Below are 13,558 nucleotides of genomic sequence, written 5' to 3'. Positions count from 1 at the left end.
TGGCGGACGGGCAAATAAGGGTAACAAACAGGGTTAATGAGGGTTGGAGCAGTGGGTCTGTTGGCAAGCAGACGAGGGTAATACCCGTCAGAATCCAAACAACAGCGATGTTACAGCCTGAAATCTGGCGGGCAGGTAAATCATTTATAAATCACCGCAGTACCGCTCATTTTGTCATTACCCACGGCGGAGGTGATGTTATAAGCGCTTGCGCCAGCAGCAGCGGCTTTTTCGGCCAGTTTAGCCTCCAGGCCATCCAGCGTGGTGGCGCCGTCGGCAGAAACTACGCCGATTTTATGCAGGTTTTGCGTCTGAGAAGCGCTAACCGGTTCTGCGGCAAAAGCGCCAAAAGAAAGGGTGGAAAGCGCGATGGCTGCAACAGCATATTTAATGGTTTTCATGGTTCATCTCTCGCAGGTTATTCTGTTTATGGGACGTTGTTTCGTCGATGTGATGAGTATCACGGTTTTTTGCGAAAGATAAAATCGAATAGAATTGACGGCCTTGCTCAAAATTTTTGAATGACAAATAACCTATTGATTATTAATTAATTCAACGGTGGAATTTACCGTTCTTGTCATCTGGCTTTACAGAACCGAGGTTAACGGCACATTCTGCGACGCAGAACGCTAAAAAGCATGAGCGTAAAGGAATAGATAATACTGGCGGTTTAGGTAAAGAAAGGTTAGCGTAACTGGCTGTCTTTTGAACCTCTGCGATTATATCCTGAAAATGTTGCGTTATGTAAATCTTTCTCCTGCTGGCAGGATAGACATAACCGAACGCCCGGTACGGCTTTACGCCGCGCTTCAGGGATAGGGTCGCCGCAAGATTCGCATTCATCGAGACTTTCGCCGTGCGGAAGTTCGCCGCGAGCGCGGGCAACGGCATCTTCAATGGTATTGTTGATTTGTTCATTCACTGCGTCGTCATTTGCCCAGCCGGATGCCATCACGCTCTCCTGATTGTAGGGTGCCTGAGGTTAAGTGTAGCGCCGTCAGGCGAAAAAATCGCATCGCACGACCTTTTCAGACCATGAGCAGAGCCAATGATATTCAGGTATCCGATAAATCGAGCGAGACAGGGAATTCGCGGTGGTATATTTACCCCGTGGCGTTATACGGGTATCTTACGCCGCTGCTAAAAGGAGAATGCCATGTCCGCCCAGAAACCGGGGTTACACCCGCGCAACCGCCATCAACACCGTTATGATCTCGCCGCACTGTGTCAGACCACGCCGGAATTGACCTCCTTTCTTACCCGCACGCCCGCAGGTGAACAGAGCGTTGATTTTGCTAATCCGCAAGCGGTAAAAGCGCTCAATAAGGCATTGCTGGCGCATTTTTATGCCGTCACACACTGGGACATTCCTCAAGGGTTTTTATGTCCGCCGGTGCCTGGTCGTGCGGATTATATTCACCATCTGGCGGATCTGCTTGGTGAAACGACAGGGAGTATTCCGGCGCAGGCAACCATTCTGGACGTGGGCGTGGGCGCTAACTGTATTTATCCGCTTATTGGCGTACATGAATATGGCTGGCGATTTACCGGTAGTGAAGTCAGCGACGCAGCGATGTCCAGCGCGCAGGCTATCATTCAGGCAAATGCGGGGTTAAGCCGCGCGATTCGTCTGCGTCGGCAAAAAGATCCGGCGGCCATTTTTACCGGTATCATTCATAAAAATGAATCTTTTGACGCAACGCTTTGTAACCCGCCTTTTCACGACTCCGCCGCCGCAGCCCGCGCGGGCAGCGAGCGTAAGCGCCGCAATTTGGGGCAGAATAAAGATGATGCGCTGAACTTTGGCGGTCAACAGCAGGAGCTATGGTGTGAAGGCGGCGAAGTCGCTTTTATTAAAAAAATGATTGCTGAAAGCCAAGCCTTCCGCCGTCAGGTGTTGTGGTTTACGACGTTGGTGTCGCGTGGCGAGAATTTACCGCCGCTTTACCGGGCGTTGACGGAGGCTGGCGCGGTGAAAGTGGTGAAAAAAGAGATGGCCCAGGGGCAAAAGCAAAGCCGCTTTATTGCCTGGACCTTTATGGATGACGACCAGCGTCGCCGTTTTATCACCCGTAAACGCTAAATCGTCGGTTCGCGCGGCGGCAGAGAATCAGGCGACGGGCCGCCAGCGGGGGCGGGCAGAACCTGATACGTTTGTACCGGCGCGCGAACATTGGCCAGATCAAAATGCTTTTTCACCTGGCTATCAAGGGCAAAACGCACCGTCCACTGCTTGAGCGGTAGGGTGGTGAACGATACGCGTAAAGTAAACGCCGTGTTCGTTAAACCGACAATACCGGCGAATGTGGGTTCACCGATAATCAGCCCGCGAATATCCTCCGTCTGCATCAGCGCCGTTACCGCGTCTTTCAGCGCCTGATTCGCTTTATCCGCATCCTCATGGCGATCCACGTCATAGTTGGCGACAACAGAGCCGATACCCCGCACAAAGTTGGCGAAAGTGGTGATCGAGGACCACGGGATAATATGGTATGCCCCGGTATCCTGCCGCACGCCGACGGAACGAATCGACATTCTTTCGACCGTCCCCGTCAGTGGGCCTATGGTGACTAAGTCGCCGGTATTCATCCCGTTTTCAAACTGGATAAAGACGCCGGTAATAATATCTTTCACCAGGGTTTGCGAACCGAAAGAGATCGCCAGACCTAACGCCCCCGCGCCAGCCAGCAATGGCGCGATATTGACGCCGATTTCCGATAACACGATCATGATGGTTATGGTGCTGATAATCACCGCCAGCGCATTGCGAAACAGCGTCAGCAGCGTGCGCGTGCGGGCGCTGGGCAGCGGGCGACCGTGAATATCGGAGGCCAGGCGATTCTCAATCAGACTGGCGAGAATCGTCCATCCCACGGCAGAGAAGAATAAGATTAACGCGATACGGATGAGGATATCGACCATCTTTTCCCCCGCGCCATAATGTAGCCAGTGCCAGAAATCGAATAGCCCCCAGGCGTTGAGCAACAGCATGACGGCGACGCAGACGGTCAGAAAGCGTGCGACTTTTAGCGCCGAGGAGAGCCAGCCGTTAAGCCGCTTTTGTAATTCCGGGTAATTGCGTTGCGTATGGGGCGACAGGGTGATGGTTTTCGCTATCCAGCGGGTAAACATACCGGAGATAAACGCCGCGATACCAATAATCGCCAGACTGCGGACGGTCGCGCCCATCATAAACTTCAGGCTATTGCCGGGATCGAATAACGAGAAGAAAAACAGCACGATAAAGTAAGCGCTGGCCAGCCAGTGCCACACCAGCGCGAAGGCGCGGATAAACAGACTAAAAAAGGCTAACGATCGTTCCGCCAGACTTAACAAATGCTGCGTAATCTCAGCTTTGTTTTTAAAGATCAGGTACAGCGCCCAGATAGTGATGCAGAGCATGATCGCCACATTAGCCATCGCGCCAACCTGAACATTCACCTGGTTGGAAATAATCGGAACGGCAACAATTAGCCCATAGCCAATCAAACTGCTAAGCGAACTCATACGGCGATTCCAGTAACGCGCTGTCGCGTCCTGAATCGTGAATGGACGTAATTCCGGTACATTAGGGCAAAAAATAAGCCGCAGAATCGCTTTAAAGAACTCTATCAGTGCGAAGGCATTCAGGAACAGGCTTTGCTGAAAAGCGATAGTTCGACTTCCGGCATGGAAATTATCACTGAGCATCTGACCGATAAATAATGTGAGCGCCAGTAGCAGGAGGTCGATAATAAACGCGCCGACGATCATCGCCGGGAGCTGTAGCCAGTTGCTGCGTTCACGGTTTTTCTTGCGCGCCCACAGACCCATTTTTCGATATAACGGCAGGGCGCAAAGCCGTATCACGCTATAAAAACCAAATACTGCGACTGCCAGAAATAAAAAGTGGGTTAACGCATTAGTGAAGGTCTGCGAGTTAAACGGCTTGTGCGGTGCATCGGTGATGTTGCGATAAAGCTGGGCGAAACGGGTGGCGAAAGCGTCGCCGTACTGGCGGGTGATGGTGGTGACGTTCTCCAGTACCGTTTTCTCATCTTTGGCCGCAGGCGGCGCAAGCGCTGGCGCCGGTTCGGTCGGCGGCGTGGTTGAGGCTTCGCGTAGTTGCGCTATCAATTCGTTACGTGAAGCCTCGTTTTCCAGTACGTCAGCCAGGGCCGCATAGGCCGCTTTTTTTTGTTCAGGGCTGGGCTCTGGTGTTGTTTGCTGGCTGGTTGATGTCCCTGTGGTCACGCCGGGTATGGCGACCGCATGGGCAGGCGCGCCCAGTAGACAAAACAGGATGAACAGGGTCCACCGCATGACTCCTCCAGTGAGAAAAGAGACGCAAAACACTAAGTATAGATGGCACAGGGGAGGGAAAATGAAATGGGACTATTCCATGATGCCCTGCCTGCCACAGGGCAGGAAGGGCGATATCTCAGGAGACGTGCTGTAAAAATTCCTGTAAACGTGGGCTTGGCGGGTTTTCGATCAACGCCTGCGGACTGCCATCTTCGGCAATACGGCCTTTATCGATGAAAATCAGCCGTGAGGCGACTTTTTCGGCAAAGCCGATTTCGTGAGTGACAATGACCATGGTCATGCCTTCTTCCGCCAGATCCTGCATTACTTTCAGCACTTCATGGCGCAGTTCAGGGTCCAGAGCGGAGGTTGGCTCGTCAAATAGCATCATTTTTGGCTTCACTGCCAGCGCTCGGGCAATGGCGACGCGCTGTTGTTGACCGCCGGAAAGCTCGGAGGGATAGTGGTGCGCCCGTTCCGCCAGTCCAACTTTCGCTAACAGTGCTTTCGCCTGTTTTTCCGCTTCTTCTTTCTTCGCGCCACGCACGCGCAAAGGGCCGAACATAACGTTTTCGAGCGCAGTCAGATGCGGGAACAGATAAAACTGTTGAAACACCATGCCGGCTTCCTGGCGAATCAGCCGTTCGTCTACTTTAGGATCGTTGACTTTCAGACCATCGACAATCAGATCGCCGGAGGTGATCTCTTCCAGTTTGTTGATACAGCGTAATAACGTGGATTTACCCGAACCGGAAGGGCCGATGATCACAACCACTTCGCCCTGACGGATGTTTAAATCAATGTTATGTAGCACCTGGGTGGGGCCAAAGTGCTTGGAGACGTTTTTAAATTCAATCACAGGATTTTCATCCTTCTTTCAAGACGACGCAAAATAAAGCTCAGCACCAGCGTAATGATCAAATAGAAGACGGCCACGGCGCTCCAGATTTCCAGGGCGCGAAAGTTACCGGCAATAATTTCCTGGCCCTGACGGGTCAGCTCGGCTACGCCGATAACAATAAACAACGAGGTGTCTTTGATGCTAATGATCCACTGGTTGCCCAATGGCGGCAGCATACGGCGCAGAGCAAGCGGTAAAATAACATGGCGGATAGTTTCCCGGCGAGAAAGGCCCAGCGCCAGGCCCGCTTCGCGAAAACCTTTGTGAATGGATAGTACTGCGCCACGAGTAATTTCCGCGATATAAGCGCCGGAGTTAATCATAATTGTCACGACCGCTGCGCTGAACGGATCAATACGCAAATCATTAAATGCCATCGGCAGGGCAAAGTAGATAAACATGACCTGGACAACGATGGGCGTGCCGCGAATAATTTCAATGAAAACCAGGGCGATGTGGTTGGCGAACCAGCCGCCAAACGTACGGGCAAAACCTGCCGCCAGTCCAATAACCAGGCCGCCAGCCAGACCGAGGACCGAGATCCACAGGGTCATTTTAGCGCCCTCAAGCAAAAGCGGAATGGCGGGCCAGATGGCGCTCCAGTCAAACTGCATATGTTGTTCCTGTTACCGTGGTGTAAATAGTCAAATGCTCTATCCGACGCGATATGGAGTGAAAGTGTCTTACCCGTCACGGAAAAGAGCCGTAGGCCCGGTGAGCGTCCTCACTACCGGGCCACAAGCCAACATCAGGCCGTTTTATTTAGGTTCTGTACCGAACCATTTTTTGTAGATTTCGTTATAGGTGCCATTCTCACGCAGCGTTTTCAGCGCACCGTTGACCTTCTCGCGCAGTTCATCGCTACCTTTCGGGAAGGCAATTCCGTATTGCTGTGCTTCCAGCGATTCGCCTACCGGCTTGAACTGTCCGTTGCCTGCGGTTTTGATAAAGTACAGGATGTTCGGCGTATCATGCAGAACGGCGTCTGCGCGGTTGGTGCCTAATTCCATATACGCGTTATCAATGTTCGGGAACTGACGCAGGTCTTTGGTTTTGATATTTGCTTTCGCGTAATCCACCGACCCGGTCCCGCTCTTCACGGCAACGACTTTGCCATCCAGGTCTTTAACGCTTTTAATGTCGTTATTGTTGGCTTTAACCATCACGAGCAGACCGCTTTTGTAATAGCCATCGGAAAAGTCGATCGCTTTTTTACGTTCGTCTGTAATCGTAATACCCGCCAGCGCCAGATCGATATTTTTGGTTTGTAACGCCGGAATAATGCCGCTGAAATCCATCGGTTTCAGGGTGTAGTCCAGCTTCAGTTCTTTCGCGATAGCGGCCCACAGATCAACATCAAAGCCAACGTATTTGTCGCCCTGTTTAAATTCAAACGGCACGAACGCCGTATCGGTTGCCACAACGAGTTTTTTATCCGCGGCATGAGAGGACACCGCAAAAGCCAGGGTAAGTGCAGCCAGTGAAACTTTTAATAGAGACTTCATAGCATTTCCTTTTCTATCCATAGGGCGATCCCCTGCGAGAACATTTAGCGTAATGAAAAAATCATGCCAATTCTGTAACCCATTGTTTTAACAGAAGCATGAATCATTCCTGTGCACAATAAGTCGGGCAAAACCAGTATACCGCACCGTTTTGGGGCACTGATTTAGTGCATGAATAACAGCGTAGAAACACAGGGTCTATTTAGCGTAAAAATTGTTGTTAAAACAATCTTTAGTTAACGATTGTGTGATGTAATTATTACAAATAATTCACTTTTGCTGGAGGGGAGTACAAGAAGTGTGCACTATTTAAGTGCAAAACCCCTGTGCCTGGCAGGGGTATAGGGATTACTTATCTACCCGTATACATCAAGTTGCAGGTGCGTTCGCCCCAGTCATTGACGGAAGTCAAGCTCCCGGGGATTCGCTGCGTTTGTACCTTCCTGCAACTCGAATTATTCAGGGTAGAGATAGGTTTATTCGATGTTGGATTCGATAAACCACAGGAATTTATCGAGGTCGCGTGATGCGGCGGTAAAGATATCGGCAGTGTCTTCATCTTTGGCTTCACCGATAGCTTTGCGAACATCATTAGCTACAACGGCGTAGCGATCGGCCAGTTCTTTTAAGTGATCCTGCACATTATGAATGTCGAGCGGATAGCTTTTCAGCGGGGTTTTGCTGTTGATAACTTGCGTAGTGCCTAACGCCACGCCGCCAAGCTGTACAGCGCGCTCGGCCATAGTATCCAGATGATCGGTCAGCGCAGTACGGAAGCCATCCAGCATCTCATGTACGGCAATAAAGTTAGCACCGCGCATGTTCCAGTGGGCCTGTTTTGTGATCAGCGACAGGTCAATGAACTGGATCACCTGACGATTAAGCAACTCAACCGTCGCTTTTTTATCGCTCTCTGATACATCGTTACGGGTATAAAGCAGATTAGACGCTTTTGTTTTTACCAGTTTAGCGGTACTCATAATCTCATATCCTCTTGATGTTTGTGTCCCAGGTAATTAACGAAAGTAAGTATAGCACCGGTTTTTCACTTTGCTTTTCTGAATTTACCTATCACTTTAATAGTACAGACAAGGTTTAATATTTATTCTAATTTTAAATCAATGGGTTATGTGAAGGTGTTGTTTGGTGGGTAATAATTCTCATTTTAATGTAAAAATGAGAAAAAATATGACAAAAAATGACGAAGTAATAGAGCGATAATAAACGGTGAATAATGAGGTGATATTCTGCATGATTATGCATATCATGCAGAATAAGAAACTATTTTACTTCAATCTGTTTAATTTGCGGTTCGCGTCGAATCGTTAGGGTAGACCCCATAGAGGCGGCAATGATGGCACACAGGGCCATCATTTGTACGCCCGTAAGCGTTTCGCCCAGAAAAATCATTCCGGAAACGGCGGCAAGCGCGGGTTCCATGCTCATCAGCGTACCGAAAGTGCGGGTTGGCAGCCGCGTCAGTGCAATCATTTCCAGTGAATAAGGTAGCGCCGTAGAAAGTACAGCTACAGCTAACCCTAAGGGAAGAATCGACCAGTGCCATAGCGCGTCGCCAGCCTGAACTGCGCCAATCGGCACGAAAATGAGGGCTGCAATCAGCGAGCCTACCGCTACCGTGGCCGGACCATGTTCCGCGCCTGCCCGCTGGCCGGTAAGAATATAGACAGCCCAGCACGCGCCAGCGCCGAGCGCTAACGCCGCCCCGGTAAGATCAACGTGAGACACATCTTGTCCTAATGGCAGCAGAAACCACAGTCCAAGCACCGCCAGTACGACCCAAATAAAATCTACCGGCCGCCGGGATGAAAACAGCGCGACCGCCAGAGGACCGGTGAACTCCAGCGCGACTGCAATACCTAACGGCACCGTCTGAATCGACAGATAGAATAGATAGTTCATCCCGCCCAGCGACAGACCATAAAACAGTAAAGGCAGCCGCTGTTCTTTGGCAAAACGCAAGCGCCAGGGTTTGAAAAAGGCGATAAGGATAAGCGTTCCCAGCGCCAGACGAAGCGCCGTTACGCCCGGCGCGCCGACAAGAGGAAATAACGATTTTGCCAGTGAAGCGCCACTCTGAATAGAAGACATGGCAATGAGCAAAACCAAAATGGGCAACCAGACTGGTAATTTACGTGTCGACCCCGGCATCCTTTCTCCTGTCAAAAAATGTCAGTACGAGTAAAAGTGGCAGTGTAATGGAAATTCCCCAGGGTAGTTCAGGATTCGTTGAAAAAAATTTCCAGGATTCCATAAAATGAACTTTAATTGATGGATAAATAGACTGATAGTTTAGGAATAATCTGGATGAATGTATCGCGCCGCACGCGCATTATTGGTGCAATCAACCGGAAAAGTGATGTTAATTGAACAAGATAGCGCGGTATGGAAACGTTCTGTTACATGAAAGGCGCTCTTAGACACCGTGAATCGCAAAGAGTTTCCCATTAATTTTTGATATATTTAAAACTTAGGACTTACTTGAAGCACATTTGAGGTGGTTATGAAAAAAATTGCATGTCTTTCAGCACTGGCCGCTGTTCTGGCTTTTTCCGCAGGTACTGCAGTAGCTGCTACTTCTACCGTTACCGGTGGTTACGCTCAGAGCGATGCGCAGGGCGTAGCGAACAAAATGAACGGTTTTAACCTGAAGTATCGTTACGAGCAGGATAACAACCCGCTGGGCGTAATCGGTTCCTTCACCTACACCGAAAAAGATCGTACTAACGGTGCGGGCGATTACAACAAAGGTCAGTACTACGGCATCACTGCCGGCCCGGCTTATCGTCTGAACGATTGGGCGAGCATCTACGGTGTGGTCGGTGTGGGTTACGGTAAATTCCAGACTACCGACTACCCAACCTACAAACATGACACCAGCGATTATGGCTTCTCCTATGGCGCTGGTCTGCAATTCAACCCGATGGAAAATGTTGCGCTGGACTTCTCTTACGAGCAGAGCCGTATTCGTAGCGTTGACGTTGGCACCTGGATTGCTGGCGTGGGTTACCGCTTCTAATCATTTCGGTGAAAATGAAAAATCCGCCTTTCGGGGCGGATTTTTTTTGCCTGAAACATACATTATTTTAGTGAAAATATATCGGTGCCCAGATGGTTATAGTCCACTTTCTGTAATTTGAAATTGGTGATATAAACGGGCCCGGCTTTTTGTTCCGAAATAAACCGATAGCGATTTTTGATCTCTTTAGCGCTAATTCCCGTCCATTGCGAAAAAAAAGTCAGGAAATCGTTCGCGGAACGGCGAGCTTTAATGATCCTGTGCGCTTTACTGTCGCTGGATAACACCATAAACGGCACCTGGAAGTTTTGCTGGAATTTGTCGTCATGCGCCAGGTACTGTACCGCTTTGCCGCGTTCTTTAAACGCCAGCCCGTGATCGGAGAAATAGACGAGCGAAAAACTGTCGCCGCTATGACGAAGCTGAGTATAGAGCTGACGGAGCAAATCGTCGGTTTGCGTCATTGTGTATAAATAACAAGACGTCTCTTTCGACTGGACAAACGTCGCGTATTTTCCCTGAGTACGGTCGCAGGCCTGGGGATGTGACCCCATTAAATGCAACACAATCAACTGCGGTTGCGTGCGTTCTGTTGCCAATACCTGCGCCGTCATGGTTAACAGCGCGTCGTCGCGAGTATTTTTATCCGCTTCAAAATCGCCGTTTTTCAGGAAATGCGCTTCATCGGCGCGTTTGGCAATACTGGCGATGGCCGTGTCGTATTCGCCGATTTGCCCCTGATTGGAAAACCACCATGTCTGAAAACCGGCGCGGTTAGCCAGCGTGACGAAGTTATCCTGATACTGCGGTTTGTTATCCACCACGCGATTAAGCGTTAAACCGAGCGATTTTTGCGTTGAGCCGCTGGCGGCGATGTAATCCATAAAGAAGTCGCCATTCACATGGCTGGAGAAGGGGGTATTATCCCAGTGGCCGCCGAAAGCGCCCATCGCATCCCGTCGCGCGCTTTCACCAATCACCACGACATAGATGTGATATCTGGGTTTCACCGCAGTAACGGTCCAGCTATCTTTTATGTCGGATAACTGCGCCATACGGTGCTGCTCTTCAATGACTTCGTTGTTATTGACGATGACGTCTTTGGCGAAGCGAAAAACCGGATAGCCGGTATCAATAACCTTAAAAACGCCGCCCCAGGCCAGATTTTGTACCGGCGCGACGAAAAATGCCGCGACGCTAATCAGCAGACACAGGCTATCAAGGCTATTCCAGCGCGGCCTGACCTCTTCTTTTTGGCGGCGAAGCGCAATAATACCCAGCGCGAAAATAAAAAGCCCGGTCAGGTAGCTATACCACGGGAAGATGGTCAGGATTTCGCTTGACTCTTCCATATTGGTGGAGTGCAGCGCCAGCAGAGTATTAAAGTTCGGCGCGCCGTAAGCCTGGCCAAAGGGAAAATAGAAAGCGGCTACCAGCGAACAGATGCCGAGCAGTGCTTTTTGTCCGCGGGGCAGGTAGCGCCAGAGCAGCAGCAACAGGCAGGTAAACGCCGCAGTATAAAGCAAGCTAAAGGGGTAGCCGAGCGCGAGGTTAATCAGCAGCGACTGTAAAAAGTAGAGACCCGCCCACGGGCTTACAGCCCGACGACGGGCCAGAAGTGAATCGATAAGGGTTGAATTCATATGCCACTATTGCAAAAACGCCATGTGCTAACCCTGGCGCGAAGGGTCATTACCTGCCTGATTATGCGTAAAAAATGTATTGGGTTCGCAACGGCGAGTCGCAAAATATTCAGGGCTGCCAGAAGATAGAGCGTGTGGGTAAGAAGGTCAACCGCCGGAAAGAAAATGTTTTGCGAAGAGAATAACAAAACCACAAAAAAACAGGGGAAATGAGCGCCATTTCCGTTGAGGATGCAAAATAAGGCGGCGTACCGCGACGCCGCCTTATTTCGTGGAAGAGTTATCCTGCTCCGGTTTGCCGTTGATCATATCGCACAACATAGAGAGCAGCATTAACCGGACTTTAAAGGGAGAGTGACTGAACACGCGTATACACCTCTTAAATTCGTTCATATAAACCTCCTGATGTTTCTATCCCATCGATCCGTGAGGGATGTCTGCATTACATACAGATATAGCACAGGCTATGTTTTATAGCTATTGCTAAAACGTTAATTTTTTGTGCCCGGACAACTCTGGTTTACAATGAGCGCTCTGTCAGTTGACGCGTTAACGCGTCACAGAAACGAGGAAGCAAAATGAGTCGTCGCGCAGGTACGCCAACAACAAAAAAAGTGACGCAATTGGTGAACGTAGAAGAACACGTTGAAGGATTTCGTCAGGTCAGAGAGGCGCATCGCCGTGAGTTGATAGACGACTACGTTGAGCTGATTTCCGATTTAATTATTGAGGTAGGGGAAGCGCGTCAGGTGGATATGGCGGCGCGGCTCGGCGTGTCCCAGCCAACCGTGGCCAAAATGCTTAAACGCCTGGCATCGTTAGGATTTATTCAAATGATCCCCTGGCGCGGCGTTTTTCTGACGCCGGAAGGGGAGAAACTGGCGCAGGAAAGCCGCGAGCGGCATCAAATCGTCGAAAATTTTTTGCTGGTGTTAGGCGTAAGTCCGGAAATTGCGCGTCGTGATGCGGAAGGGATGGAACATCATGTCAGCCAGGAAACATTGGATGCCTTTTTGGCCTTCACGCAACAGCATGGAACGCCTGTAGAATGAATCTGGCTTTTTTACGGGCGCTGCGGCGAGACCGTTTTTTTCAGTTGTTGATCATTGTGGGTATTGCGTTAAGCCTGTTTGTTCCTTTTGCGCCTCGTGCCTGGCCTGACGCGATTGACTGGCACACCATTATTACCCTCAGTGGTTTGATGCTGCTCACCAAAGGCGTTGAGTTAAGCGGCTATTTTGATGTGCTGGGGCGCAAGATGACGCGCCGATTTCATACCGAGCGGCAACTGGCGATGTTCCTGGTGCTGGCTGCGGCGGCACTGTCGACCTTTCTGACAAACGATGTTGCGTTGTTTATCGTTGTGCCGCTGACGATAACGTTGAAAAAACTGTGCGCGATTCCGGTCAACCGATTGATTATTTTTGAAGCGTTGGCGGTGAACGCCGGTTCGCTGCTGACGCCTGTCGGTAATCCGCAAAATATTCTGTTGTGGGGACGCTCCGGCTTAACCTTTGCTGAATTTAGCGGGCAAATGGCACCGCTTGCCGTCATGATGATGCTGACGTTACTGCTCTTGTGCTGGTTTTGTTTTCCGGGTAGGGCGTTACAGTACCATACCGGTACGCGTTCGCCGCAGTGGCAGCCCCGTCTGGTGTGGAGTTGCCTGGGATTATATATCGTTTTTCTTACCGCGCTGGAGTTCAGGCAAGAGTTATGGGGACTGGTGTTGGTCGCGGTCGGGTTTATTGCGCTGGCGCGCAGGGTGATAGTCAGCGTGGACTGGACGCTGCTGCTGGTATTTATGGCGATGTTTATTGATGTCCATCTGCTGACGCAACTGCCTGCGTTGCAGGGCGTTTTCAACCAGGTTGGCGCATTGTCTCACCTGGGACTTTGGCTAACCGCTATCGGCCTGTCGCAGGTTATCAGTAATGTGCCCAGTACCATTCTCCTGCTGAACTATGTACCGGCCTCGACGCTGCTGGCGTGGGCGGTGAATATCGGCGGTTTTGGTCTGCTGCCGGGGTCGCTGGCGAATCTTATTGCTTTACGAATGGCGAACGATCGCCGAATCTGGTGGCGATTTCATCTTTATTCGCTGCCGATGCTGGCATGGGCGGCGCTGGTGGGATATGGATTATTGCAACTGATGTCGTAAGAGAAGCCCGATAGTATCTATCGGGCT

The 13,558-nt window shown here is 50.6% G+C and carries 14 protein-coding genes; 4 read left to right on the top strand and 10 right to left on the bottom strand.

Annotation, left to right across the window (positions count from 1 at the left end):
* Positions 1-140: 140 nt before the first annotated feature.
* Both ybiJ and F4V72_RS14490 read right to left on the bottom strand, forming a co-directional pair.
* Entirely contained in the window at positions 141-401 is a 261-nt protein-coding gene (gene ybiJ, locus F4V72_RS14495; protein WP_000849089.1) for a DUF1471 family protein YbiJ, read from the bottom strand.
* 284 nt (positions 402-685) lie between these two features.
* On the bottom strand, positions 686-952 hold the full coding sequence (locus F4V72_RS14490) for a DksA/TraR family C4-type zinc finger protein (RefSeq protein WP_053510071.1): 267 nt from the start codon (positions 950-952) through the stop codon (positions 686-688).
* Between the two features lie 204 nt (positions 953-1,156).
* Here F4V72_RS14490 and rlmF point away from each other — a divergent pair, with 204 nt between their 5' ends.
* Entirely contained in the window at positions 1,157-2,083 is a 927-nt protein-coding gene (gene rlmF / locus F4V72_RS14485) for a 23S rRNA (adenine(1618)-N(6))-methyltransferase RlmF (RefSeq protein WP_023246502.1), read from the top strand.
* Here rlmF and ybiO read toward each other — a convergent pair.
* The 6 genes from ybiO to rhtA form a co-directional block, all read right to left on the bottom strand.
* Complete coding sequence (ybiO, locus tag F4V72_RS14480; protein ID WP_121767792.1) at positions 2,080-4,302, bottom strand: mechanosensitive channel protein; 2,223 nt, start codon at positions 4,300-4,302, stop codon at positions 2,080-2,082. The two genes, rlmF and ybiO, sit on opposite strands and share 4 nt — an antisense overlap.
* A 118-nt stretch (positions 4,303-4,420) precedes the next feature.
* Positions 4,421-5,143 carry a glutamine ABC transporter ATP-binding protein GlnQ gene (glnQ, locus tag F4V72_RS14475; RefSeq protein ID WP_023246504.1) on the bottom strand — a complete coding sequence of 241 codons (723 nt, stop codon included), beginning with the start codon at positions 5,141-5,143 and terminating at the stop codon, positions 4,421-4,423.
* Positions 5,140-5,799, bottom strand: a complete 660-nt coding sequence (glnP, locus tag F4V72_RS14470) for a glutamine ABC transporter permease GlnP (RefSeq protein WP_001159076.1) — start codon at positions 5,797-5,799, stop codon at positions 5,140-5,142. Before glnP ends, glnQ begins: the two co-directional genes overlap by 4 nt.
* Positions 5,800-5,943: 144 nt before the next feature.
* Positions 5,944-6,690, bottom strand: coding sequence for a glutamine ABC transporter substrate-binding protein GlnH (gene glnH, locus F4V72_RS14465; RefSeq protein WP_000838670.1), 747 nt, complete (start codon positions 6,688-6,690; stop codon positions 5,944-5,946).
* Positions 6,691-7,166: 476 nt separating this feature from the next.
* The gene (gene dps, locus F4V72_RS14460) at positions 7,167-7,670 is read right to left on the bottom strand and encodes a DNA starvation/stationary phase protection protein Dps (RefSeq protein ID WP_000100805.1); all 504 of its coding nucleotides are present in this window, start codon (positions 7,668-7,670) and stop codon (positions 7,167-7,169) included.
* 301 nt (positions 7,671-7,971) lie between these two features.
* Entirely contained in the window at positions 7,972-8,859 is an 888-nt protein-coding gene (rhtA, locus tag F4V72_RS14455) for a threonine/homoserine exporter RhtA (protein ID WP_023246505.1), read from the bottom strand.
* Positions 8,860-9,211: 352 nt separating this feature from the next.
* On the opposite strand from rhtA, the gene ompX reads away from it, so the two are divergent.
* Positions 9,212-9,727 carry an outer membrane protein OmpX gene (gene ompX / locus F4V72_RS14450; protein WP_023246506.1) on the top strand — a complete coding sequence of 172 codons (516 nt, stop codon included), beginning with the start codon at positions 9,212-9,214 and terminating at the stop codon, positions 9,725-9,727.
* A gap of 62 nt (positions 9,728-9,789) precedes the next feature.
* On the opposite strand, the gene F4V72_RS14445 is transcribed toward ompX, so the two are convergent.
* Positions 9,790-11,370, bottom strand: a complete 1,581-nt coding sequence (locus F4V72_RS14445) for a phosphoethanolamine transferase (RefSeq protein ID WP_053510068.1) — start codon at positions 11,368-11,370, stop codon at positions 9,790-9,792.
* Positions 11,371-11,634: 264 nt separating this feature from the next.
* On the bottom strand, positions 11,635-11,763 hold the full coding sequence (gene mntS, locus F4V72_RS14440; protein ID WP_023246508.1) for a manganase accumulation protein MntS: 129 nt from the start codon (positions 11,761-11,763) through the stop codon (positions 11,635-11,637).
* 185 nt (positions 11,764-11,948) lie between these two features.
* Between mntS and mntR the strand changes: the two genes are divergently transcribed.
* Both mntR and F4V72_RS14430 read left to right on the top strand, forming a co-directional pair.
* Positions 11,949-12,422 carry a manganese-binding transcriptional regulator MntR gene (mntR, locus tag F4V72_RS14435; RefSeq protein ID WP_023246509.1) on the top strand — a complete coding sequence of 158 codons (474 nt, stop codon included), beginning with the start codon at positions 11,949-11,951 and terminating at the stop codon, positions 12,420-12,422.
* Entirely contained in the window at positions 12,419-13,531 is a 1,113-nt protein-coding gene (locus tag F4V72_RS14430) for an anion transporter (protein ID WP_063390284.1), read from the top strand. The genes mntR and F4V72_RS14430 overlap by 4 nt, the downstream gene beginning before the upstream one ends.
* Positions 13,532-13,558 lie beyond the last annotated feature (27 nt).

Source organism: Salmonella enterica subsp. diarizonae, assembly GCF_008692785.1.
GTDB classification, from domain to species: Bacteria; Pseudomonadota; Gammaproteobacteria; order Enterobacterales; family Enterobacteriaceae; genus Salmonella; species Salmonella diarizonae.
Note: the sequence above shows the minus strand (reverse complement) of the source record. Positions and strands in the feature narration are given on the sequence as shown.